The organism is Bacteroides sp. 41_26 (assembly GCF_949740115.1).
GTDB classification, from domain to species: Bacteria; Bacteroidota; Bacteroidia; order Bacteroidales; family Bacteroidaceae; genus Bacteroides; species Bacteroides nordii.
The window spans coordinates 1-26,059 of the sequence record NZ_CATJGZ010000040.1; the positions used below are offsets into that span (position 1 = coordinate 1).

Annotated in this window: 16 protein-coding genes; 6 read left to right on the top strand and 10 right to left on the bottom strand. The window is 39.0% G+C overall.

Features of this window, described 5'->3' with window-relative positions; translation table 11 throughout:
- A partial coding sequence (gene dnaK / locus QX565_RS01215; RefSeq protein WP_289290790.1) for a molecular chaperone DnaK occupies positions 1–1,904 on the bottom strand: 1,904 nt, incomplete at its 3' end.
- Between the two features lie 323 nt (positions 1,905–2,227).
- Here dnaK and QX565_RS01220 point away from each other — a divergent pair.
- A complete protein-coding gene (locus tag QX565_RS01220) occupies positions 2,228–3,352 on the top strand; it encodes an ABC transporter substrate-binding protein (RefSeq protein WP_289290792.1) in 1,125 nt (374 codons plus the stop codon).
- Complete coding sequence (locus QX565_RS01225) at positions 3,352–4,347, top strand: FecCD family ABC transporter permease (RefSeq protein WP_221648561.1); 996 nt, start codon at positions 3,352–3,354, stop codon at positions 4,345–4,347. The genes QX565_RS01220 and QX565_RS01225 overlap by 1 nt, the downstream gene beginning before the upstream one ends.
- A 312-nt stretch (positions 4,348–4,659) precedes the next feature.
- Here QX565_RS01225 and QX565_RS01230 read toward each other — a convergent pair whose 3' ends face one another.
- Entirely contained in the window at positions 4,660–5,451 is a 792-nt protein-coding gene (locus tag QX565_RS01230; protein ID WP_221648562.1) for an META domain-containing protein, read from the bottom strand.
- Positions 5,452–5,575: 124 nt separating this feature from the next.
- On the opposite strand from QX565_RS01230, the gene QX565_RS01235 reads away from it, so the two are divergent.
- From QX565_RS01235 to recA, 4 genes are all read left to right on the top strand, one after another.
- On the top strand, positions 5,576–6,859 hold the full coding sequence (locus QX565_RS01235) for a hypothetical protein (RefSeq protein ID WP_289290795.1): 1,284 nt from the start codon (positions 5,576–5,578) through the stop codon (positions 6,857–6,859).
- A 96-nt stretch (positions 6,860–6,955) separates the two neighbouring features.
- Positions 6,956–8,149 carry a saccharopine dehydrogenase family protein gene (locus QX565_RS01240; RefSeq protein WP_251236280.1) on the top strand — a complete coding sequence of 398 codons (1,194 nt, stop codon included), beginning with the start codon at positions 6,956–6,958 and terminating at the stop codon, positions 8,147–8,149.
- Positions 8,150–8,155: 6 nt separating this feature from the next.
- The gene (gene bcp, locus QX565_RS01245; RefSeq protein WP_221648566.1) at positions 8,156–8,620 is read left to right on the top strand and encodes a thioredoxin-dependent thiol peroxidase; all 465 of its coding nucleotides are present in this window, start codon (positions 8,156–8,158) and stop codon (positions 8,618–8,620) included.
- Positions 8,621–8,670: 50 nt separating this feature from the next.
- Positions 8,671–9,708 carry a recombinase RecA gene (gene recA / locus QX565_RS01250; RefSeq protein ID WP_002561983.1) on the top strand — a complete coding sequence of 346 codons (1,038 nt, stop codon included), beginning with the start codon at positions 8,671–8,673 and terminating at the stop codon, positions 9,706–9,708.
- Between the two features lie 112 nt (positions 9,709–9,820).
- On the opposite strand, the gene QX565_RS01255 is transcribed toward recA, so the two are convergent.
- The 8 genes from QX565_RS01255 to QX565_RS01290 all read right to left on the bottom strand — a co-directional run bounded on the left by QX565_RS01255 (position 9,821) and on the right by QX565_RS01290 (position 26,044).
- Entirely contained in the window at positions 9,821–10,813 is a 993-nt protein-coding gene (locus QX565_RS01255) for a YeiH family protein (RefSeq protein ID WP_289290798.1), read from the bottom strand.
- 195 nt (positions 10,814–11,008) lie between these two features.
- Positions 11,009–12,169, bottom strand: a complete 1,161-nt coding sequence (locus tag QX565_RS01260; RefSeq protein ID WP_289290800.1) for an alpha/beta hydrolase family protein — start codon at positions 12,167–12,169, stop codon at positions 11,009–11,011.
- 63 nt (positions 12,170–12,232) lie between these two features.
- Positions 12,233–15,097: a glycosyl hydrolase gene (locus QX565_RS01265; RefSeq protein WP_414429709.1), complete on the bottom strand. Its 2,865-nt coding sequence runs from the start codon at positions 15,095–15,097 to the stop codon at positions 12,233–12,235.
- A gap of 20 nt (positions 15,098–15,117) precedes the next feature.
- The gene (locus tag QX565_RS01270) at positions 15,118–16,449 is read right to left on the bottom strand and encodes a DUF5013 domain-containing protein (RefSeq protein ID WP_025867719.1); all 1,332 of its coding nucleotides are present in this window, start codon (positions 16,447–16,449) and stop codon (positions 15,118–15,120) included.
- A 29-nt stretch (positions 16,450–16,478) separates the two neighbouring features.
- Positions 16,479–18,218 carry a RagB/SusD family nutrient uptake outer membrane protein gene (locus QX565_RS01275; protein WP_289290806.1) on the bottom strand — a complete coding sequence of 580 codons (1,740 nt, stop codon included), beginning with the start codon at positions 18,216–18,218 and terminating at the stop codon, positions 16,479–16,481.
- Positions 18,219–18,233: 15 nt separating this feature from the next.
- Positions 18,234–21,044, bottom strand: coding sequence for a SusC/RagA family TonB-linked outer membrane protein (locus tag QX565_RS01280; RefSeq protein WP_289290808.1), 2,811 nt, complete (start codon positions 21,042–21,044; stop codon positions 18,234–18,236).
- A 44-nt stretch (positions 21,045–21,088) separates the two neighbouring features.
- A complete protein-coding gene (locus QX565_RS01285; protein WP_289290810.1) occupies positions 21,089–22,744 on the bottom strand; it encodes a RagB/SusD family nutrient uptake outer membrane protein in 1,656 nt (551 codons plus the stop codon).
- A 93-nt stretch (positions 22,745–22,837) separates the two neighbouring features.
- Positions 22,838–26,044, bottom strand: coding sequence for a SusC/RagA family TonB-linked outer membrane protein (locus tag QX565_RS01290; protein WP_289290811.1), 3,207 nt, complete (start codon positions 26,042–26,044; stop codon positions 22,838–22,840).
- Positions 26,045–26,059: the final 15 nt, after the last annotated feature.

A 26,059-nucleotide genomic window follows, 5' to 3' on the forward strand; every position in this document is an offset into this window, starting at 1 on the left:
AAGTCTGCATCCTGAATATGTTCATCCTGTCCACCATTAGACTGTCCACCAGCTTGTTGTCCAGCGTTCATATCCGGACCAGCCTGAGCACCACCTTGTGCACCGCTTTGTGCATACATCTCAGCACTTGCAGCCTGGAATGCAGTATTCAGTTCAGCCATAGCACTGTCAATAGTAGCCAGATCCTGTGCTTTGTGAGCATCTTTCAGTTTCTGCAAAGCAGCTTCAATCGGAGCTTTCTTGTCAGCAGGCAACTTATCACCCAGTTCTTTCAATTGATTTTCAGTAGAGAAAATCATACTGTCAGCCTGATTCAGTTTATCAATCTTCTCACGTTCTTTCTTATCTGCCTCAGCATTAGCTTCTGCTTCTGCTTTCATCTTATCAATTTCTTCTTTGCTCAAACCACTGGAAGCTTCAATACGGATCGCTTGTTCCTTACCAGTAGCTTTATCTTTAGCAGATACCTTTAAGATACCGTTAGCATCGATATCGAATGTTACTTCAATCTGGGGTACACCACGACGAGCCGGAGCGATACCTGTCAGATTGAACTGGCCGATTGATTTATTCTGTGCAGCCATCGGACGTTCACCTTGCAACACATGAATAGTTACTTCTGTCTGATTATCAGCAGCAGTAGAGAATGTTTCACTCTTACGTGCGGGAATAGTTGTGTTAGCATCGATCAACTTAGTCATCACACCACCCAGTGTTTCAATACCCATTGACAACGGAGTAACATCCAACAATACCACGCCTTTGATTTCGTCTGTTAACACAGCACCCTGTACAGCAGCACCGACAGCTACTACTTCATCGGGGTTAACACCCTTAGAAGGAGTTTTACCAAAGAAATCTTCAACCAGTTTCTGTACAGCAGGGATACGTGAAGAACCACCTACAAGGATTACTTCATCAATATCAGAGTTACCCAAACCTGCATCCTGCATTGCTTTTTTACATGGTTCAAGACAAGCCTGAATCAAGTTATGAGCCAGAGATTCAAATTTAGCACGAGTCAATGTCTTAACCAAGTGCTTAGGTACACCACCTACCGGCATGATATACGGTAAGTTGATTTCTGTACTTGTAGAAGAAGATAATTCAATCTTAGCTTTTTCAGCAGCTTCTTTCAAACGTTGCAAAGCCATCGGGTCCTGGGTAAGATCAGCACCTTCATCATTCTTGAATTCTTCAACTAACCAATTGATAATTACCTGGTCAAAGTCATCACCACCAAGATGAGTATCACCATTAGTAGAAAGTACCTCAAATACACCACCACCGAACTCAAGGATAGAGATATCAAATGTACCACCACCAAGGTCGAATACGGCGATCTTCATATCTTTGTGTGCCTTATCAAGACCGTAAGCAAGTGCAGCAGCAGTCGGTTCATTTACGATACGTTTTACTTCCAGTCCGGCAATCTGCCCAGCCTCTTTAGTGGCCTGACGTTGTGAATCAGAGAAGTATGCAGGTACAGTGATAACAGCTTCTGTTACTTCTTGTCCAAGATAGTCTTCAGCAGTTTTCTTCATTTTCTGCAAAATCATTGCAGAAATTTCCTGCGGAGTGTAAAGACGACCATCAATATCAACACGCGGAGTGTTATTATCACCTTTTACTACTTTATATGGAACGCGGGTTACTTCTTTTTGCACCTGATCCCAATTTTCACCCATGAAGCGTTTAATAGAGAAAATTGTCCTTGTCGGATTTGTGATAGCCTGACGTTTTGCAGGATCACCTACTTTACGTTCGCCACCATCAACAAATGCAACAATAGAAGGAGTTGTACGTTTACCTTCGCTGTTTGCAATTACTACCGGTTCGTTTCCTTCGAATACAGAAACACATGAATTTGTTGTTCCTAAGTCAATACCAATAATTTTTCCCATGATCTTTATACTTTTATATTATTTATTATTCTAATTTCCTTTTGTCCGATTGTCATTCAGCGCCTTTCTTCAAGGATATCTTTCAAGCGGACGACAACTAAAAAACAAACCGTGTGCCAAAAGGAAATTACATTAGTTAGTGACATATTTTCTGCCAAAACGACAGTTTTTAACGATAGAAACTGCCGCAGCAGGCACAAGGCTGCAAGCATGATTGCTTCATACAACAAATGTAACCGGCTCTGGTTCGATGGAAAAAATAAATTCTTATCTTTGTAGTTGGAAGTTAGAAGATAGTAGTTTCTAATTTATACAAACCTGATATGACAAACCGCATTTTATACATCTGCCTTTTTGTTTTGCTGACAGCCTGTGGTGGAAAAACAAAAAAGGAAACAGTATTACAAGATAGTACTCCCGTTTCTCTGTCACAAGCCCAAGGTTTCGGTATAGCACATACCGATAATTATACCATTGTCACTGTATATAATCCCTGGAAACCAGGAGAAATATATGATAAATATTATCTCGTTAAAGATGAGACAATTGCAGTGCCCCAAGACGGACATAAAATTACTATTCCGTTAAAAAGCCTGATGACAAACTCAGCCACCCATCTCGGCTTCCTAGAGTTGTTGGGAGAACTTGACAAAGTGACGGGCGTATGTAATTCTGACTATATTTATAACCCCACTATTCTAAAGGGAGTAGAAAAAGGACAAATTAAGGATTTGGGAGACGCTTTCAATCTTGATATAGAGAATCTGCTCCTACTCCATCCACAAGCTGTCATGACTACCGCTTATAATACCGAAGATGAGAATAGCAAACGAATGCGACAGACAGGCCTTAACCTTATATATAATATAGAGTGGCAAGAGCCGACTTTGCTGGGACGCGCCGAATGGATTAAATTTATCGGAGCTTTCTTTGATAAAGAAGCACTGGCTGACAGTATATATACGGGAATAGAACAACGCTATAACGATTCAAAAATGAAAGCACTGGTACTCTCATATGCTCCATCTATTTTCTCCGGACAGGATTATCGCGGTACCTGGTCATTACCTGGTGGTAAAAGCTATACAGCCCAATTGTTTCGTGATGCCGGAGCCTCGTACAAATACTCACAGGATTCAACCAGCACCAGTATTCCCAGTAATATAGAAGAGGTATTGGTGAATTTTAACCAAGCGGATATATGGATAGGTGCACAGGCTTCTTCACTCGAAGAGTTGGGAAAAACAGATAACAAATACAAACTTTTCAAAGCCTACAAAGAAGGTAATGTGTACAATACAAACAAACGAACAAATGCTACCGGAGGAAATGACTACTGGGAAAGCGGAGTCGCACGTCCTGACTTGCTACTGAATGACATGATTAAAATCTGCCATCCCAACCTTTTCTCTGAATATGAACTGACCTATTACGAACGACTGAAATAATGAAAAGTTATCCTCTGTTTTTTTTGTTAAGCGGACTGCTGATTTGTGCTTTTCTGGCTGATATCGCTATTGGCAGTGTCAACCTGTCATTATCTGATGTGTGGGTAACCTTAACAGGAAACAGTGACAATCTTATTTATCATGAGATCATATTAAATCACCGGTTACCTAAAGCTATTACTGCCATACTGGCGGGAGGAGCTCTCTCTGTAGCCGGCGTACTGATGCAAACCCTGTTTCATAATCCATTGGCAGGCCCTGACGTATTGGGGGTTACCTCCGGTGCCAGCTTGGGAGTTGCCTTACTCACATTAGGTACTTCCACCCTTCCCCTTTGGCTCATTACCGGATGGGGGCAGGTAATGGCTGCTATTATTGGAGCAGTATGTGTACTATTGTTGGTTATAATCGTATCCATTCGCATACCACAGACCGTTTCTTTGTTAATAATAGGTATGATGTTCGGTTATTTTGCCGGAGCAATAGTGAGTATTCTGCAAAGCATGAGTAATCCGGATACACTGAAACTATTTATTACCTGGACATTCGGTAGCCTTTCTTCTGTAGGTTGGGGACAAATGGCAGTAATGGCTCCTGTCATTATCTGTGGAATATTTCTAGCGCTACTTTTACAGAAACAGCTGAATGTATTACTACTGGGCAGAAACTACGCCAGTGGACTGGGTATTTCTGTCACTCAACTGCGTTTATGGATTATTCTGGCTACAGCACTGTTGGCAGGTACTTCAACGGCTTTCACCGGACCGATTGCTTTTATTGGGATCACAATGCCTCATATTGCCCGTGGGCTATTCCAGACTCCCAATCACCGGATTATTCTTCCGGCTTCTATGCTGTGCGGAGCCATCATCCTATTAATATGTGACCTTATTTCACAAATGCCTGGTTTTCAAGGCACACTCCCCGTCAATGCCGTGACAGCCCTCTTTGGTGCTCCAGTCATTATCTGGATCATACTAAAAAATAAAGGATAAAAAGGATAAAGCAATACTTCAGTAAGACCTTCATAGCGTATGATAGGACTCAACCTGTACAAGGTTGGTAAGGAACGATGTACGACATGCACATGTCGTACTGTACCAGATGCACATGTCGTACTGCACGAGATGCACATGTCGCGCTGTACGAGATGCACATGTCGTACAGCGCTTCTCACCGAAGAAAAGAGTACTTCTCTAAGGCAAAAGCCATCTACCTTCCTTATATTCAGACATAAACACATAGCCCCGGATGTACAACATTTGTTCATCCGAGGCTACACTATACTTATTTAATATATACTTCTCTTATTTCTTGGTAAGCACCAATACTAAAGTATTATTCGCATCATACAAGCCAATTCCACCACCGGCAAGTTTACCAAACGATTTCACTTCATTCAGGGCACTCATAATTTTACCTTCGGTTTCCATATCAGGACATGCCATCATGGTAGATGCTACAGCAGGGAAAGAGATTGAAAGAGCATTACCCTCCTCCATTTTGAAACCACCATTGATCAGGTTGCATCCGGCATTGCCATGAATTCTCTGTTCTTTCACATCAAAAGCAATGAAAGGTTGTTTTTCCATACCAGCAGGAACCGCTTCTCCATTCACTTCCGTAATGTTCCATTCACCCTTTAAATCAGCCACTTTCACATCGGAAGCTTTCTTTTGAAGTATAACAACAGGACGGTCGGAAGCATTGCAAAGAGCCATTGTTGCTTTCCCCATTTTTTTATATCCCTTGACCTGTCCCAAAGTGCTCAATACATTCTGTTCAAGGGTCATGTCCGGGCAAGCCATACGAGTGCTGCCTAATGCTCCCAAATCAATTGTACCAGCTTTCGCATTCACATCAATTGATCCTATTAAACGATTACATCCGGTGTAACCATATACTTTTCCTGTAGTAGTATCGAAGCCGATAAAAGGGATTTGCTGACCTTGACCCGGCACAACAGCTGTACCGTTTATCTCAATAATATTCCATTCACCATTCATGGAAGACAAAGAAGTCGCCTCTTTGGAAGAGCGACAAGATGACATTGCAAGTGCTGCACCTGCAATGAAAATAGAAACTAATACTTTTTTCATTATTCAATAACGTTTAAGTTAAATATGGGCGCAAATATATCAAAAATAACATAAAGTTCATACATTTGTCTGAGTTAATATTAACAGAACAGACAATTCAATGGTTCATGAAATACAAACGAAGATGAAAAGAATTACATTTATCCTCCTCTGCCTTATTCTGAGAATTGTAGCCATTACAGCTCAGAATGATTATCTTGTAACGACGCCTCAGCAAAAAAGTAATAGTATGAGCGAAGAAGAACAATTTATTGAGAGTAACTTTCCGTTGCAACTCTTATGTAAATGGACACCCGGATTAAAATTCATGTTTATTCCTGATGGTAATGAGCTTTTTATTCCAATCTTCAACTCTTACGAAACAGAAAAAGAAGTAGACAGCAATAAACTTAAACACAAAATCTTCGAGTTTCAGGGTACAGAAGAGAAAGAAAAAGAGACCTACGTGGGTACTAATTACTCCACCCGTTTCATCTTTAGCTGCGAAGGAAATAAGTATTATTCCGAATTCAAAAACCTACGCCTTAATGATATTTGTGAACAAAACCCACGTGCCAACATTAGTGGCCTGGTATATTTACCCGATGTAGACAAGGCACGAGAGTTACTTATCGGCAAAGTTGTTTACACCCACATCGCCAGTGCACGGATAGACGACAGTAATAGCTATTCAGGTTATAAGACAGTACAAATTGCCGAAAATGAAAAAGTTACAATCACAAATATAGGAGTAGGCAGTAAAGCCTATCCGGTAAAGATTGTTTTTGAAGACACAAAAGGTAATTCATACTATGTTGAAGTAGCTTTATCCAGAACAAATTCCGGCATGGATAAGTCAGACTTTCAGGCAGATAAGAAAACTAAATATTTTCCAAACGCATTCTCATTCAATAATCAAAATGCATTAACACTTGAAAACTTAAAAAGCAAATACGTCGGCATGTCCGTCTATCCCAAGCAAACGATGAGTACAAAATGCAACATGAAAGTAGAAGGAAGTACCACAGCATTAGAAGTACGCCTGCTACGCTACACTCCGTTACAAATAAAAGATATTTCCATTGAGCCTCCTAAAACAGTAGCTATGCTGACTCTGGAAGATGCAAACGGAAGCACTTATGAGACTGAAGTAGATTTGAAATATGATATAATTACCAAAAACGAGAATTACATAGAAGATATTTTTGTGTTTGGAAATATCCGGAAGCAGTACCCTTACATCACAGAAGAAAATTGGAAACTAATTGCTCAAGGAAAAATAAAGGAGGGAATGACCACAGATGAATGTCGTCTGGCACTGGGCAATCCTATCCAAATAGAATATAAACAGGACACGCGTTTTGAAAGCTGGTTGTACGCTCGTAAAATACTTGAATTTGAAAGCGGCACGTTGCTTCGTTATAAATAAATAAGGAAAGAGGGAATGATTTTATAAAAATAATACCGTATATTTGTTCCTTAAACAAGTCTTAAATTCTTAATTTTTAATTCTCATATTAAAGAAATGGGTAGAGTTCTTATTATCGGTGCGGGCGGTGTAGGTACCGTTGTTGCGCACAAAGTGGCACAAAATGCCGATGTATTTACTGACATTATGATTGCCAGCCGCACTAAATCCAAATGCGATGACATCGTAAAAGCCATTGGTAATCCTAATATAAAAACAGCCAAAGTAGATGCTGATAATGTAGACGAGCTGGTAGCTTTATTCAATGACTTCAAACCGGAAATGGTAATCAATGTTGCCCTCCCCTATCAAGACCTTACCATTATGGAAGCTTGTCTGAAAGCTGGAGTGAACTATCTGGATACTGCGAACTATGAGCCCAAAGATGAAGCTCATTTTGAATATAGTTGGCAATGGGCTTACCACGATCGCTTCAAAGAAGCCGGGCTGACAGCTATCTTGGGTTGTGGTTTCGATCCGGGGGTAAGTGGAATCTATACAGCATATGCCGCAAAACACTATTTCGACGAAATTCAGTATCTGGACATCGTAGACTGTAATGCAGGTAATCATCATAAAGCGTTTGCCACTAATTTCAATCCGGAAATTAATATCCGTGAAATCACCCAAAACGGACGTTATTATCAAGATGGTAAATGGGTAACCACCGGTCCGCTTGAAATTCACAAAGATATTACCTATCCTAATATCGGTCCGCGCGATTCATACCTACTCTATCATGAAGAGTTGGAGTCATTGGTAAAACATTTCCCTACGATCAAGCGTGCACGTTTCTGGATGACTTTCGGTCAGGAATATCTGACTCACCTGCGCGTAATTCAAAATATTGGTATGGCCCGTATTGATCCAATCAATTACAATGGCGTAGAAATCATCCCGTTACAATTCCTCAAAGCCGTATTACCTAATCCACAGGAACTGGGCGAAAACTATGAAGGCGAAACTTCTATTGGCTGTCGCATCCGGGGATTGAAAGATGGTAAAGAACGCACATACTACGTATACAACAACTGTAGCCATCAGGAAGCTTACAAGGAAACTGGTATGCAAGGAGTCAGCTACACTACCGGTGTGCCGGCTATGATCGGCGCCATGATGTTCTTCAAAGGAGAATGGAAACGTCCGGGTGTGAATAATGTAGAAGAGTTTAATCCGGATCCGTTCATGGATCAACTGAATAAACAGGGATTACCCTGGCACGAAGTATTTGATGGTGATTTAGAGTTATAAAATAGTATGGGATTAAACGTTGGAGATAAAGCTCCCGAAATACTAGGAGCAAACGAAAAAGGAGAGGAAATACGTCTCAGCAATTATAGAGGAAAGAAAATCGTAATCTACTTTTATCCAAAAGATAATACTTCCGGATGTACAGCGCAGGCTTGTAGCTTGCGTGACAATTACTCTGAACTGCGTAAAGCCGGTTACGAAGTGATTGGTGTAAGTGTGGATGATGAGAAATCACATCAGAAGTTCATAGCTAAAAACGAATTACCCTTCACTCTCATAGCCGATACAGACAAGAAATTGGTAGAAGAATTCGGTGTATGGGGAGAAAAAAAACTGTATGGGCGTGCATACATGGGAACATTCCGTACTACTTTCCTTATTAACGAAGAAGGAATTATAGAACGAATCATTGGCCCTAAAGAGGTGAAAACCAAAGAACACGCCGCTCAAATTTTAGTAAACAAAGACTAATCAGTCAGTATACTGACTACTAAATTCTAACTATTAACTACTAAAATAGTATGGCAAAGAAAGACGAACTTAATTTTGAAACAGGAAATAATATGGCATCAAGCGAAAAACTAAAAGCCTTACAGGCTGCCATGGACAAGATAGAAAAGAGCTTCGGCAAAGGTTCTATCATGAAAATGGGTGACGAAGTTGTAGAAGAAATGGAGGTTATCCCTACCGGATCAATCGCATTAAACGCAGCTCTTGGCGTAGGCGGTTATCCACGTGGTAGAATAATCGAAATCTATGGTCCGGAGTCTTCCGGTAAAACAACTCTGGCCATCCATGCCATTGCTGAGGCACAAAAGGCAGGAGGTATTGCAGCATTCATTGATGCTGAACATGCATTCGACCGCTTCTACGCAGAAAAGCTGGGAGTAGATGTAGACAATCTCTTTATCTCTCAACCGGATAACGGAGAACAGGCATTGGAAATAGCCGAGCAGCTGATCCGTTCTTCTGCCATTGATATTATTGTCGTGGACTCTGTGGCTGCGTTAACACCGAAAGCCGAAATTGAAGGCGATATGGGTGATAACAAAGTTGGCTTACAGGCACGTTTGATGTCTCAAGCACTACGTAAATTAACTTCTGCAGTAAGCAAAACCCGCACTACTTGTATTTTTATCAATCAGTTGCGTGAGAAAATCGGTGTAATGTTTGGTAATCCGGAAACGACTACTGGTGGTAATGCATTGAAATTCTATGCCTCTGTACGTTTGGACATCCGTGGTTCTCAACAAATAAAAGATGGCGAAGAAGTTATCGGTAAACAGACTAAAGTGAAAGTAGTGAAGAACAAAGTAGCACCTCCTTTCCGTAAAGCAGAGTTCGACATCATGTTCGGCGAAGGTATTTCCCGTTCCGGAGAAGTAATTGATTTAGGAGCTGACATGGGAATTATCAAGAAAAGCGGTTCATGGTATAGCTACAATGATACCAAACTGGGACAAGGACGTGACGCTGCCAAACAGTGTATCGCCGACAATCCGGAATTGGCAGAAGAACTTGAAGCATTAATATTTGAAAAGCTGAAAGAGCATAAGTAAATTAAAGATTGAAAATTAAAAATTAAAGGCTGCGCAGTTGGATTAATAATCCCTGCACAGCCTTTAATTTTTATCCTTTTGTCTTTCAAACCTCAATAGCTGATCAACCTTCTTAAAACCAATAAATATATGCCAATGTGCTACAACTGATGACAACCCACAGTAATATACCTTGAATCAACGGCTTTAACCCTACCGACCTTACTACATCCATAGAAAGAGAAGCACCTATGAAAAACATAGTTATAGTCAAAGTTTTACGAGCCAATCCGTTAATAGCAGATCCTAACTCCGGAACACTACCTAAGAGATAAGTATTTACTATCATAGCCAGTACAAAGAAGAAAATAAACCAGGGAATACTTATTTTTTGTCCCTTACTTTTGAATATAAACGAAGTTGCAAATGCCATCGGAATAATCCAAAGAGCACGAGTCAATTTTATAGTAGTAGCTACCTTCAAAGCCTCTTCACCGTACGCTGCCCCTGCCCCAACAACAGAACTCGTATCATGAATAGCAATGGCAGCCCATGTTCCGAATTCATGCTGGCTCATACCCAAAGCGTGACCAATAACGGGAAAGATAAACAATGCAATTGCATTTAGAATGAAAATGGTAGCTAATGCCACAGACATTTCACTATCATTTGCTTTCACCACCGGTCCAACAGCAGCAATAGCACTCCCCCCACAAATAGCAGTACCGGAACTGATCAAATAAGAGGTATTACGGTCCACCTTCAATACCTTGCGACCAATAAACCACCCGATCACTAAGGTACCAATAACAGAAATAATTGTAAACTCCATACCTTCTTTACCGGAAGCTAAAGCAGAATCAAGATTCATACCAAACCCCAAGCCGACAACGGAATATTGCAATAAATATTTTGAGGTTTTCTTATTAAACTTGGGATGTGCCTGCCCACAGATTAATGCAAATGCTAATCCTAAAAAGAGAGCTAAAGGAGGGGTTACCCATGCAGAAAGAGCATGCATTCCTGGAATGTAGTCTAACAACAAGAAAAAAGTTAAAATTGAGAGTAAAGTTACATAAACAGTTTTGTTATTTGCCTTTAATGTTCTTGTAATTGCTAAAGCCATATCTTTATTATTTAATTATTTTTTTCGGCTGCAAAGATACGCTTAGTTTATGGGTTACGCCAATCGTTTCTATTTATGTGCTATAACTTTTTATTATCACCTCCAAATAGAAATTACTTATAGTATAAATTTTCTACTACTATCTTAAGATTGATTTATACTATAAGTAATTCAACTATCTTTTATAAACATTTGTTATTTCAATAAATGTTTATTTATAAAATTCCATGCACCTTCTTTGTAATAGCGATGCCCTCCATTGCCAATGTAAAGTTCGCAATTATCCGGAACACCGGCAGCCGTATATATTTTCTTCAAATTTACAAAAGCTTTCTGAGCTTCTTTTAGAGGAAACATAGCATCGTCTTTTCCATTCAAAGTACAAAAAAATCGAGGGGCTGTCAGTCCTGCAATATCAGACATTTCACCATACTCCAATATTCCCGGAACATAGTTACAGTCACAATGATACATTGTTCCAATACTCCCTGTAAAAGTACAAAAATAGGAAGATGGAATCGACATCGAAATACGAGTATCGCACGCTCCGGCAAAAAGAGTCGTCGTCCCACCTCCCGAATTACCAGAAACAATAATATTAGACTTATCAACGGGCAGCTCTGCCAATGCCCAATCTATCAACTTAGAAATATCCCACACTCTATCACCTATAGGAGTTCGCCCAACCAATAAGTCTTGCATTAATAGCGTACGACAAGAATATGGTACATCCTTTGCCTTATCTTCCGAAGTACGTGTCTTTCCGAATCCTCTTGAAGTAGGAGCTATGGCAATAAAACCGTTCTGCACTGCTTGTACAGCAACATTTCTTTCGCCAATCTCGCCCTCAATGCGCTCCTGCTCAGAGAGATATATTCCGGCGTAGGTTTCCGTATTTTTCCCATGTCCGTGCGGAGTTATCATTAAAGGCAGGTTTCCTTCTTTATTTTTAGGTAATAAAAGCACAAACGGCAGGGGAACAGTCGGTTCAGTCCATATTTCCCATCTCTCTCTAATAGCATATCCAATATCTTCAGAATTGATTTTCCTGGCTTTAATTTTAAATGAAGCCAACTGCTTTTCTAACTGACTGATCCCTAATCTTTCTTTTAATTTATCTCTAAATTCTGTCTGCCAAACATCGACTTCCTCAGATGTCGTACCTTTAAATGCATACTTCATTTCAGCACTGTTATAGAGGTCTTCATAATAAGCAGATGCGGAAAAACTGTCTTTATAAGCAAGGTCTCGCTCTCTCAAAATATCATCTTTTTGAGTTGTTTTTTGGTAATTTGTACATTGGGTCACAATTAATGTACTTGATAACAATGCAGACCAGTAAATTATTGACTTCATAAGCATATAACATTTTTTATCTTAATGTGAACTATACGAATGATTATAACTTTATACTTGCCACTATTTGATACAAGAAAGCGGCCTTAATATAACTTTACCCGAGATTCCTGATGGTCGGGGTTTCCAGTTTCCTGCATCAAATTTCCCATCCTTTCCAACGTTCATTCGTCCTTTTGAATCGATGTTCGCATTATAAAAAATCTTCCATTCCAATCCTCTTTTATCCATATAAGAAATACGATTTGCCATAAGGTTGGATACTTTAATTTTCAGTTCATCATTTCCTTTCAATACAGAAGCTGGTATCTCTATTGTATACGGAGCATTAAAAAGAGTTCCCAAATATTTATTATTCACGTATATCGCAGCACTCTCATACAGATGCTCTATATGAAGTAACCAAGCATCTGCTTTTCCCGGTAATGCTGGTATACGAGTTGTATATTCAGCAGTCCCAGAAAAAGCTGCGTAGTCTTCTCCATATTCTGTCCATGACTCCAATTCTGTAACATTTCTCGCTTCCGGTAATACAGGACCACCTTTCACAAAAGAAATCGTCCAATTATTATTCAAAATAACCTCTTCGCCTATCGGTGTATAGTAAGGATACAAATCACCCGTATACTTTTGACTGAATGTTTCGACTATCATCGATTCATTGGGTTTCAAACTAAGCCATAGTTCGGTCTGCCCACTCTTCTCACGCGTCCGCGCATAACCGTCTTTTCCTGTCATTGGATTATATAATGCACACGATTTATAATCCGCATTCAAAGTTATCCAATCTGAAAATTCTTTATCTTTAGGATTCAAAATAAAATAATAGAAATTCCCGTCTTCTTTTAATCGCCTGACACACTGTAATCCCTGTTTACAAATACTTTCGGAAATAATCCCCGATTCACTCATCAAATCCGAGATGGTCCCTGAGGTTATAAATTTGCCTTTTCCATATTGAGCAATACACACTTTCCCCTTTTCTACAAATCTAAGTCTATCTTTCAAAGAGAACAATTTATTTCTGTCGTGTTCTAAATCAATCAACCCCGGAACATCGGAAGGAAGCGTACCATAAAAAGCAACGGTAGCACCGGCCTTCACCAACTCCATCAATCGTTCAAATGTCTTTAAAGGCATATGTTTTATTTTAGGAACCACAATCATCTTATATGTATTCCCTCCGGCAGAAACACCATCTTTCCCGACTTTCACCTCTTGTAATAGTTGGTCAGACACAGCATCCCATGAATATCCGTTTAGCCAGAGATAACGTCCGCATTCATCCATTGTTACCGTTTTAAAAGAATGGAAGTAATGAAACATTTCTTTTCCGGGAGTAGACCAAAGGTCAGAAATTCCATAATAAAGCAATAAATCGTTAGATGGTTTTCCTGCCTGCAAAAAGCTTTGTGAACAGGCAACATAGTTATTGAGTGCTCCGAAATCATCCCAAAAACTATTGGATGGAGTAAAATGTACCGCTGCATAATACAGCCATCCCGGCCAAGAAGCATTTTGAGGAGAATAAGCCGTACCATGATAAAAAATATGATTTACACCTCCCAATAAAAATTTATCATTGGCAATCTTGACATCAGCCAATTTGGTTTGAAAATGTTCATTTAACAAAGTTGCTGATTCTGCTGACGTTAGCTTCTTTCCCATCAGATGAGCAGCCGAAGAAGCACTTTTTATATCCGTAATCGTACTCCCTTCTGTTTCCGGAATATCGCTGGCCGCATACAAATCCAGAGCATTAGCCGGAGAACCGTGTGCCTGGTTCCGAATACCTTTTCCTTGATGTTCAGCCCACAACTGCCATTTTCGGGTAAATCGTTCTAATAATAAATCAGAGATAACCATACGATAATCGTGTAAAACCCTACTATTAGTATCATCATCTGCCAAGCCTAAAAGAGCCGGAAGATATTGTTTTAAATCATATCCACAAACTCGTTTAAACTCTTTCAGAAAATCCGGAGTCCAATTTGCACTTCCAACTGCATCATCCACCTCATAAGAGTCATTAAAAAAACATCTTAAATAACTCAAATCATATCCGGCAAATGCTTCGTCGAACTTTTTCAGATATTCACTGATTGCATGCTCCGAAAAATGATCGATTACATTCCCTTCACCACCAGGGCTCGCACGTTCCACCATTTTACCATGATTGCCTTGAAACAAAGCACAAATCAACCAATCTCCCTTAGGAGCAGTCCAGTCTAAAAAACCGTTTTTCACCCTATCCGTAAGATCTATGGTTTCTGTAAATCCAACCTGCCCTACCCGTTTCTTATTCGCTGTGACAGTAATCAACGGCAAACTTTTTTTATACCAAATCTGTGCATAACAATTCTCCTGCAAGTTCCGGTTCGCAGTGACAGGTTCTTTCACATCGTCAATATTCACTTTCGAACCGTTTTGAGTATAAACCAGCGGTTGACGGACATATTCTATTCTCTCAGCCAGTCTCTCTCCCTCTTGTAACTCAAACGTTTTTGACAACATACTTTTACAGGCCATATCCTCATCGACCCAAGGCCCACCAAACGGCCATCCGGATGTATTCGCCATATCTACCCCCATGCCAAGGCGTTTAGCCTCAGCAAGGGTGTACACTAATTTATCCATCCATTCTGGAGATAGAAAATCAATAAATTTACTTTCTTCCCCCCTGACTCCATATACAGGAGTAATTTCAACCCCTCCTATTCCTGCTTTCCGATACGATTCCAAGGCAGCTGTAATATCTTTCTCAGTCAAGACATTCCCAAACCACCACCAACGGGTCCATGGTCTCATCTCTTGCGTAATTTCCGGCCATTTTACAGCTCCGGTTTCTTGCATTTTCGAACTATTAGAAAGAGAACAAGAAGCAAAAAATACTACAACAGTATATAATAAAAAATATTTTCTTAACATAATATCCATCATTTACTTAATTATTTAGCTAAAGAAACCGATTTTATTTTGACACGTCCTCCCTCATCATTAGATACAACAAAACCGATTGTCACAGGTCCGCTTGCCAATACTTCAAATTCCATACCCTGTTTTGTTATCTCTATTGTTTCATCCCAATGAAGATAAGCAATAACATTAGGATTACTTTCCACATCGTCAATATCAGGAAGTTCCACTCCCTTAGCTACTACAAAATAACAATTATTTTTTCCAACAAAACTAAACGGAACAAAAGCAGCATAATAAGCCCCTTCCGGTAAATCCGTGGTTTGATAAATTTTAGCATTTTCCAATGCACCCGTCGTTGCTTTATTTGCATAAAAATCCATCACTCCACCATTATCTCCCTGATAACCGCCTACATATATCTTCTTAGACGAATTATAAGTCGACAATACATTTTCAGTACAGGTCCAATCTTTCAGGCAGTCAACACGTCCGGAAACCAATCCTGCTTTCTGGAAAGGATTTCCACCATTTTTAATGTAGATATCCGTAATATCCTCCCAAATATGAACCACTTTTTCTTTTGTAACCAGATTTCCACGCGTACCCTTCGAAGTCAGTTTTACATTATAAATTCCAACCCCGGGAAACACATGCTTCTGAGGCTCTTTCTCGTTAACCGTTGACGACCCGTCATCAAAATCCCATTCATAATCCAGGCAGAAAACAGATTTATTGGAGAAAGAGACCTCAAATGGTTTCTTTTCGTCCATTTCGAAAGTGAAGTCCGGTTGAGGCTCTATAAACCCCGCTGTAATGTCGACAACAATAAGACTCATTTTTTCATTGATCTCTGCGTTCGAATTTAGTATCCTTATGCCTAATACATATCTTTTATCCAGATTATCCAATAAAAAAGGAATATCCACAGTTAAATTCAATTGTCCCAAATCTTCTCCCTTTGCAATATGTATTTCCGTATCCAACCGATATTTATCTGCAGGCAGAATTTCGGGAATAGTACCATCTTCACCCACTAATTCCTCCGAATCGATAAGAGCAGGTATCGTATCATTATCAATACCCAATTCAACACTCACATCATTATTACTCCATACCGATGACCGGTATATACCCAAAGGTATCAAAACCTTATTATTCTCTACATCGATTTTATAACGAAACGGAGCATTTTCTGTTTCTACAATCTGATCAACCTTATAAATAATACTTTCATAAGTCCCCGCTATGTATACTTTATCAACCGGATATTCAGATCCTGCATCATAAATATCTTTATATTCACATGCATGTAACAAGATAACCAGCAACAATGACAATGCTCTATATATCATCTTTTTCATATACTTTATATTTTTATTCGTTAAGAAATTTACCATAATGGATTTTGCGGCCAACCAGCAGCCATTACTTGCTCATTCAAAATGACCGATCCCGGTATAGGATAGAAATACATTTTAGGTGAAAAGACTCTCTTTTCAACATTGATTTTTTTATAAGTAAATGTTTCATTTTCATTCTTACGTATCTCAACACCTGTCAAATCAGCATTAAGCACATCCGTCGCAATCATCCATCTCCGGGCGTCCCATAAACGATGATCCTCAAAAGCTAATTCAATCCGTCTCTCATTTCTTATTCTTTTACGTAACACATCCTGATCCGTATCTCCAATCGGAATCATCTTAACATCAGAACGGCCTCTTGTTTTATTCACATAAGTCAGAATATCCGGATGTCCGGGATTACTCTCATTCAAAGCCTCAGCATAGTTCAAGTAAATCTCGGAAATACGAAAGATCACCCAGGGATGATTACTTGTACCATTCACCACCAAATCGATATTAGAATCTACAAACTTTCTCAAATAATATCCGGTCATTGTCCCGTTCTTAATCCTTTTGTGTGCCCCTCCATCAAATGTTTCTATAGTTGTATTTTTAAATGAAGAGCCATTGGTATATATCGACAAGGCCAAACGGGGATCACGATTACTATAAGGAGAGAGTGCGTGTTCCGGATTATTCCAATCAAACTTACTGCCATCAATCATTTCATAATCATCCACCAAATTCTGTGAAGGAGTAACTCGTCCTTCCCCATTAGGAAATCCGGCCGGAAAATTCAATTTTTCAAACGTATTGGTATTTCCGCTTATACGTCGTACCAATATCAATTCTGGGCTTTGAGTTACTTTTCCCAAATCCGAATAACGTTCCATTAGTCCATAACCGGCTTCGGCAGACAAATCAATTACTGCTTTAGCTGCTGCGGCGGCCTCTGCCCATCTGCCCCTACGGTCTTTCTGTTCTAAGGTCACCAGTTCGGGATGTGAATATCCTTGTGCCCATGAATCCGTATTCCACAAATCACTGGCCGCATATAGCAATAACCGACTTTTTAAAGCCAAAGCAGCCCCTCTTGTCACTCTTCCTAAATTATCATTATTATAAGTTATTGGTAAAGCATCTTCATCACCATTTTCGCCTTCTCCACCCAAAATAGAACATTCATTAACTATAAAATCAACGCATTCTTGCAACGTATTTCGATGAATATTTTTAAAATCTGCATCCAACGGTAAAGCTGTTTTCATAATCGGAATGCCGCCATAACGTTTTACCAATTCAAAATGATAATAAGCTCTTAAAAAACGGGCTTCTTTTTTCCAATTGGTAATATCCTTCAATCGCGTTTTATAAATCTCTTGTGCGTTTTCACTCGGATCAAATTTATATGCGTCCAGATTCACTTCAAACTTTTCCGAAGATTCCAAATAGGTATTTATACGACGTATATAAGAATAATAATGTGCCCACAAATCATCCGGATTAACATACTGATTCCAAGAACCGGAATTAAAGACTTGCGCATTACCCTGCAAGGTATATTCGGCCTCATCACTTAACGAAGCCATCATCGCATTATCAATCAAATAATGTCCGTCACGCATACCTGCATACAGATGAGTAACCTGTTTCTGCAAATTGCCATATTCCACGGCAATCGCCTCTTCATTCATAGTGGTCGAATATTCTCTGTCCAGATCAGAACATGCTCCAAACAAGAACAACATAAAAATAAGATTATATTTATTTATCGTACTTCTCATTTTTTCTCGTATTTATCAAAACTGAATATTTGCTCCTAAACTCACCGTTCTTACTGCAGGATAACCTCCAATCCTTTCTGAATCATATCCGTCAACATTATCCACAGCAAAAAGATTGGTTCCATTCACAAAAACCCTTAAATCGGCTTTTGTTGCGGGAATAATATTTTTAAAAGTATATCCGACTTCTACATCTCTCAATTTCAAAAAATTACCATTACGCATCCAAAAAGTAGATGTTCTATAATTATTTTGTTCATTAGTAAGAGAAAGCCGGGGATAGGTTGCGGTATGTGCTGTCTCGTCCGAAGTCCACCGGTTCAATGCAAATTCCGAAACAGAACCATTGTTTTGAAAAGCCTTGTAATAACTAGCATCCAAATACACATTCCTATTCAACGCTGCATGGAAAAATGCCGAAAAATCTATGTTCCTATATGAAAATCCGAGATTCACCCCAAGCGTTATTTCCGGAATATTCGTATAACCGAAAGGAGCACTGTCATTATTATCGATAATCCCATCTCCATTCCAATCTTTATACTTCAAATCTCCAGGAACAACCTCTTTCCATGTTGGTTTTGCAACGTCCGGATTATCAATATCCTCTTGTGTGTAATACCCCAATGATTCCAAATAAAAAGGTTGGTTGATACGATGCCCCGTCTTATACAAATGTCCATTATTCTCGGCCCTAATATCTTCAGACATATATAATATCTCATTCTTGGCCATCCACATATCTGTCTTTATATAATATTCAAAATCTTTACCGATACGGTCATGATAAGTAATAGATGCTTCAAAACCGGTATTTTTAGTTTTTCCAATATTCAGATACGGTAATTCTGCTCCCATATAAGAAGGAATACTCCGATTCGGTAAACATAAGATACTCGACCTACGATTGTGAAAATAATCGAACGAAAGATCTAATTTTCCTCCTAAATTCGCCTCAAATCCTATATTCATCTTTTTATCTTTCTCCCATGAAATATCCGGATTGGCCAATCTAAGCTGTCTGAAACCGGAAAAATTACTATTACTAATTCCAAAATTATACCCGTCTGCTCCTCCATATTCCTGATCATACATAAAGCGTCTGTCACCATTAATCTTATCATTTCCGGTCAAACCATATGATGCCCTGAGTTTCAAAAGTCTTATCAAATTATTTTCTTTCAAAAAATCTTCCTCTGAAATAACCCAAGCGATAGACCCTGCCGGGAAAAATCCGGCGCGATTTCCATTTTTAAACGTTTCAGCAGCTTGTAATCCCATAGAAAACTCACCTATATATTTTCGGGCATATGCATAAGTCATACGTGCTCCCATACCGACATGTATAAAAGGTTGTTGTTGTCCGTATGTCTCATTCTCATACGAATATAAAAGTAAAGCATCTATATCGTTTCTGCCAAAAGAACCTTTATAATTCAATGATCCCTCTACCGTCGTATTCCTCCATTGATCGGACATTGAATCATCAATCGTTAACTGTTCTTTTTTACCAAAAGGTTCAGAATACAGATATTTTCCTTCAACATCTTTACCCGTCAGCGCATAATACTCATAATTAGCATATCTATTAGAATATCCCAAATAATAACTATTAAAAGATATAGCACCGGAAACACTAAGTCCGGGAAGCAGCATATCCAACTTCTCCGTCAACCTTAAAGCAGAATTAATATTTCTCGAATTTTGTTTCCAATAGCCACGTTCTGTAATATTAGCCAACGGATTAGACCAATTACTGCTTCCTCCCCATGAATTATTAGGATTCATTACAGGAAATGAATTAGGCGGAAGCTGTTGTATACGGTTAAAAAGATCATTCGTATTCTTACCAGCATCTGTCCCTCCCGGAGTTATTTTGTCTTCGATAGCAATTCCCAATGTAATATGAGCAGATAAGTTTTTTGTAATATTCACATCCATATTAGAACGGATATTGTATCGATTATAATGCTGGTTCTTGGTTTTATCAGACATATCAGCCGTACGTCTGAGTAATCCGGAATTTCCCAAATAATTTAACAACACAAAATATTTTACAATATTATTTCCTCCTTGAAAATTCAAACCGACTTTATACATCTCGGCTGTTTTCCGTAAGGTCTCGTCGTACCAATCCACATTCGGATACAGATACTTATCCGTACCGTTTTTATAAGCATTCAAAGCATCCTCATCATAAAACTGAGCACCATTATTCGCATAACCATAAGCCTCATTGTAAAGACGTGCATAATCATACGAATCTAAAAAATTCGGCATCCGGGTTGGCTGTTGGAATCCAATCTGTGCAGTAAAATTTATTTTTAACGGAGAATTTAAACCTCTCTTAGTATTTATCAGTAAAACCCCATTAGCCCCTCTCAATCCATAAATTGCCGTTGCGGACGCGTCTTTCAATAAAGTTACCGATTCTATTTCCTCCGGCATCAGTTGAGACAAAAGTGTTCTCAGATATCCATCTCCATCAATATATTGGGTTACAAAGCCATCAATAACAATCAAAGGTTCAGTCAATCCCTGAAAAGTACCAAGTCCTCGTATAAACAATTTATTATCAATAACTCCAGTCTCATCCGAACCTTGACTAATCGTTAGTCCCGGTAAACGGCCGGCCAACGAATTAAGCAAATTAGGAGTAAAAGATTTCGAAAGTTCATTTCCACGGACAGAAGAAATAGCACTGCTCGTTTTATATCTTTCCTGTACATCGTATCCAATGGAAGTTTCGGCACATATACTGTCATTTACAGCAAAAGTGGAAACAGATATGGAAAGAAAAGCAAAACACATTATATATTTAAACATCGAATTCATAATATCTATTTAAAAGTTCAAGAAATATAACCATATCAATATCCCGGATTTTGAATTAGATAACCTTTATCCATTTCACCGGTAGAAAACGGATGCCTATACATCTTACGGTTGAAAGTTCTCACTTCAAAAACATAAGGTTCATATCGACATTCTTTCGTACCATCTATCTTATAGATTTTAATTCCGTACATATCGCCTTTCATAATCCCTTCCTGTTCACATATTTCCCAACGTCTGACATCAAACAAACGATGTCCTTCCATACACAACTCTATAGCTCTTTCATTCCGCACTTTTTCTCTGAATTCTTCCTGAGTCAGATTCCGAGATAAAGAAGGCATACCCGCCCGCTTACGAATTTCGTCCACAGCATCATAAGCCTCTGTAGGCGGAGTATCATAATATTCATTCAAAGCTTCCGCGTAACTTAAATAGAATTCTGCCAATCTAAAAATACATCCTTTAGGTTCAACCTGCACATTATCTCTCCGGCTAACTGAAAGTGGTACCGGTTTATGCATATATTGCCCTGTAATACATTTATCATTGCCAGTCTGAGACATGTCCATAGAAAGATTATCCGTAGAATTCCAAGGTTGACCATGATAAGTTGCCGTCTGTCTGAAACGAGGATCCAATTCTTCATATTTTTGCATCAGATCATCTCCTCCATTCATATTCCATGTCTGCTGAGTTCCATCTTTCTTCTCATATTTCATAACAAAATTAAATGTCATACAAAGTCCTCCTCCCGAGCCTCCGACAACACTCGGTATGTGTCCATTCCATGGAAAGTGTCCTGTACCGACTTTTCCTCTACACTGATCAGCAAGAATTACCTCTTCATTATCCGGATTATCCCATACGTATAAATAGGATATATCCTTACCGCTTTCATCCTTCCTTCCTTTTACAAGAGCCACACCTGTCTTGGTAGCCTCATCAAGAACATCTTTAGCGGCATCTGCTGCCGCTTTCCAGCGCTCTTTATCATAATTTCCTAAAACTATCAGATCATTATTTGCACCAAAATTCAGATAAGGTTTATCTGTATTAAAAGTGGGACTCGCAGCATAGAGTAAAGTTCTGGCTTTCAAACACATTGCAGCCAAATTAGTGAGTCTCCCTCTTTCGGAAGTATTTAACTCATTTGGTTTCGGTAAAAGTCTTATAGCTTCTTTGCAATCATCCAAAATAAATTGAACGACCTCTTGAACCGTATTCCGTGGAATTTTAAGATCCCCTCCTAAAGCAACACGTTCACGAAGAATCGGGACACCTCCATATTTACGAAACAGCTCAAAATAATTAAGTGCTCGGATACAATACCCTTCTCCTTTGACACGACGTTTGAAAGCATCATCTTGAAAAGGAGCATCATCTATGCGTTCCAATATCGTATTAGCTCTTCGTATAGCTTTCCAGTGAGTGGCAAACCTAAGATCCCCTGTATTACTAGGATTCATTCCTCCAGCGTTCCACGGAGCTTGACACCAGTACCAACCCTGGGTTATCTCGGCTTCATCTGTTGCAGCTCCCGAACCGATATCACTCATATCATGTTGGTTCCAGTATGGAAAATCACTTTTTACTCCCATAAAATAAGTTCCGGCAACGAAATAATCGATTTGTATCGGTGACGAAAAAATCGTATCTTCAGTAACATCCACTCCGGGAGGTTTCTCCAAATATCCATCACATGATAAACATATTGTATTCAAGAATATACTTAAAAATAGAACAGCGGTTTTTATATATTTTTTTTCCATTTTTATTGTGTATTAGAAATTAATGTTAAGTCCCATATTAACCGTTCTTACTAAAGGATATGGTTCATAATTATTATCGTTATAAGAAGGAACTTCCGGATCTTCACCTTTCCACAGTCCGCTCCAAGTAAGCAGATTCGTTCCATTCACATATATACGCGCCGACTCAATATGTACTTTTTTCAATATCGAATTGGTAAATGTATATCCCAATTCCACATTTTTCAAACGCAGATATTTTGAATCACGTATCCATAAAGTCGAATTCTGATAATTATGTTCCTGTGACCTGTTAGCCGAAACATGTGGAAATGTTATATTCTCCCCTCTTTCATATTTTTCTTGAGTCCAACTCCAATCTTTCAAGAAATCCAAGGCCGATCCATCTTGTTGCCAGCCTTGATAGAATTTCTTCGAAGCCTTTTTCGAAGAGTTTGCCGCTCCTTGAAATAAAACGGAAAAATCAAAATTCTTATAACTACCTCCCAATGAAAATCCATATGAGATCTCAGGGAAAGGGCTATAGCCAATAGGAACCATATCATTATTATTAATGATACCATCTCCATTCACATCCTTATATTTGACATCACCCGGTTGCAACTTATTGTTATTCCAGATAGATACCGGACGATTCGGATCATTTACCTCCTCCCAAGTATTATAAAATCCTTCAGCAATAAGTCCGAAATACTGTTCAAACGGTTTCCCTGTCCGCTGCATATACGGATAGGCCCTGTCAACCTCATCCATTTTCAATATCTCATTACGGGCAAAAGTAAACAGCCCTTTTATCCAATAATTAAAATCACCGATACGGTCATTATAAGATATTTCACCGTCAAAACCATAATTCTTCATTTTACCCAAATTATAAGCAGGTAAATCAGCTCCGACAATGACAGGTACACTACCTCTATTCGCCAGGATATTATCTCTCAATTCTCTAAAATAATCTCCCGTAAATTTAATTCGCCCTTCCCAAAAATAAAGGTCTACTCCGATATTCATTTTCTTCGCACGTTCCCATGTTAAATCAGGATTCCCTAATTTTCCTTCCGATGCTGTCAGATCCCATTTTTTATAATCGAGACCGATTGTTCCAAAATGATAAGCATTATTGCTTGCCGTAGCATTCGAATTATTATCCGAACTGTTATAAGTGTAAGCAGTAGGCAAATAGAGAAAGCGTTGGCCTCCAATCTTATCATTTCCAACCTCACCATAGGAACCTCTGATTTTAACATAAGTCACAATCTTATTTTCCGGGAAGAAACTTTCTTCGCTCAATACCCATCCTAAAGAATATGCAGGAAAGAACCCGAACCGATGTCCTTTTGCAAAATTCTCAGTACCATTATACCCGGCATTAAATTCAGCAAGATACCTGTTTTTATAAGAATAAGTAATACGACCTACCAAACCGGTATAAGCACTCGGAATCTTATATAATAAATTGGGATTATTATCTTTTGTTTGATTATACAACATCAAAGCACTTACCTTATGATCACCAAATTCTCCCGAATAATTCACTCCGGCTTCAAAATAAGTCCTTCCTCTTTGACTAAGAGATTCAGTAAGCCCATAAGGCGACGGAGTCCCTTGAGGAAGGAAACTCGGTGAACCGTCCGGTTTTTTCACAGCTTTATAAGTTTGAACCTCTTTGTAATACCGGGTACTGTGCCAATTCCATTGTTGATATGAAATCATAGCGTGAACACTCAGACCTTTAAGTAGAAAACCAAGATCGTAAGTTGGTTTCACCGAAACATTCAACTGATTGGAATAGTTCTTTAATGCCCCGCTATTGATCATTATTCGCGTTACAGGATTTCTGGAATAATTATACCGACCATCCAAGTTTTCAATCACTTTACCATCCACAACTCCCGGCCCCGATGTAGGCGGATGTGCAAAAGCATACGAAAGAACAACTCCGGTATCCTCATTAGGGCGATTGACAAATTCCAGCTGATCAGATACATTCAGCGTTACATCGAGTCGTTTTGTTACCTTAAAATCAAAATTCGTGCGAAAATTATATCTTTTATAACGTACTTGTGCATCATAATCAGGTACCAGATCTGTATTATTATACATACCACCTTGTGTAAAAACGCCTAATGAAGCAAAATACTTCACTCTTTCCGTACCTCCTCTTAAGTTAATATTATGCTGAGTTTGAAGACTTGTTTCCTTAAACAGCATATCCACCCAATTCGTATTCGGATAAAATACAGGATCGGAATTATCTTTAAACTTCCGAATCTCCTCATCCGTAAATACCGGATCGTAGTTTCCAGTCAAATAACCGTCATATTTCCGTGTTTCATTTAGTTGAACAGCCCAATTATATGCATCCATCGGCTCGCGTAAATTCGTAAATGAATTTATGGCATAACTGGTCGATACACTCAATTTAGGTTTCTCTACCATTCCTCGTTTGGTGGTTATCAGTATCACTCCATTAGCACCGCGTACCCCATATACCGCCGTAGCCGAAGCATCCTTCAAAATAGCGACATTTTCAATTTCATTCGGATCGATATTATTATAGTTTGCCACTTCTATTCCATCCACCATCACCAAAGGATTCTGTAAATCACTATCATAAGAACCTGCAAAAGAACCAATGCCACGGATTCGGATAATAGATTGGTCATTCCCCGGTTCACCTGATTTCTGAACAGCTGTAAGCCCAGGCAAACGCCCGACAAGAGCATTACTGATATTAGCCTGAGACGACTGTACCAATGCCTTCGTATTCACAGAAGATATTGCTCCCGTAACAGTCTCTTTCTTCTGTACTCCATAACCTACTACTACGACCTCTTCTACCATATGGACATCTTCAGTCATAGTAATAAAAATATCACCCAAGGTTTTTACTTTATAAATTACCGTACTATAACCTAAATATGAAAATTCAAGAGTAGCACCTACCGAAGCCTGAACAGAGAATTTTCCTTCTACATCCGTAATCGTTCCCAATGTTGTACCTTGAACCAATACAGTAGCTCCGATAAGAGGCTCTCCCTTTGAGTCTACTACTGTACCTTTCAATGTCTTTACGTTTGCAAAAGTAGACTCGATCGTATTCCCAGCCCATATAGATACCATTGAGACGAGCAGGAATACCAAACATAGATATAGGAATCTTTGTTGAAAGAATCCTAAATTCCAACATTTAATACCATTTTCCGTGTGTTTTTCCATTTTATTATAATATAG

Coding starts and splice junctions, on each gene's coding strand:
- QX565_RS01220 (WP_289290792.1), top strand. CDS start 2,228: ATGACAAACCGCATTTTATACATCTGCCTTTTTGTTTTGCTGACAGCC.
- QX565_RS01230 (WP_221648562.1), bottom strand. CDS start 5,451: ATGAAAAAAGTATTAGTTTCTATTTTCATTGCAGGTGCAGCACTTGCA.
- recA (WP_002561983.1), top strand. CDS start 8,671: ATGGCAAAGAAAGACGAACTTAATTTTGAAACAGGAAATAATATGGCA.
- bcp (WP_221648566.1), top strand. CDS start 8,156: ATGGGATTAAACGTTGGAGATAAAGCTCCCGAAATACTAGGAGCAAAC.
- QX565_RS01235 (WP_289290795.1), top strand. CDS start 5,576: ATGAAAAGAATTACATTTATCCTCCTCTGCCTTATTCTGAGAATTGTA.
- QX565_RS01275 (WP_289290806.1), bottom strand. CDS start 18,218: ATGAGAAGTACGATAAATAAATATAATCTTATTTTTATGTTGTTCTTG.
- QX565_RS01280 (WP_289290808.1), bottom strand. CDS start 21,044: ATGTTTAAATATATAATGTGTTTTGCTTTTCTTTCCATATCTGTTTCC.
- QX565_RS01260 (WP_289290800.1), bottom strand. CDS start 12,169: ATGAAGTCAATAATTTACTGGTCTGCATTGTTATCAAGTACATTAATT.
- QX565_RS01290 (WP_289290811.1), bottom strand. CDS start 26,044: ATGGAAAAACACACGGAAAATGGTATTAAATGTTGGAATTTAGGATTC.
- QX565_RS01225 (WP_221648561.1), top strand. CDS start 3,352: ATGAAAAGTTATCCTCTGTTTTTTTTGTTAAGCGGACTGCTGATTTGT.
- QX565_RS01270 (WP_025867719.1), bottom strand. CDS start 16,449: ATGAAAAAGATGATATATAGAGCATTGTCATTGTTGCTGGTTATCTTG.
- QX565_RS01265 (WP_414429709.1), bottom strand. CDS start 15,097: ATGTTAAGAAAATATTTTTTATTATATACTGTTGTAGTATTTTTTGCT.
- QX565_RS01255 (WP_289290798.1), bottom strand. CDS start 10,813: ATGGCTTTAGCAATTACAAGAACATTAAAGGCAAATAACAAAACTGTT.
- QX565_RS01240 (WP_251236280.1), top strand. CDS start 6,956: ATGGGTAGAGTTCTTATTATCGGTGCGGGCGGTGTAGGTACCGTTGTT.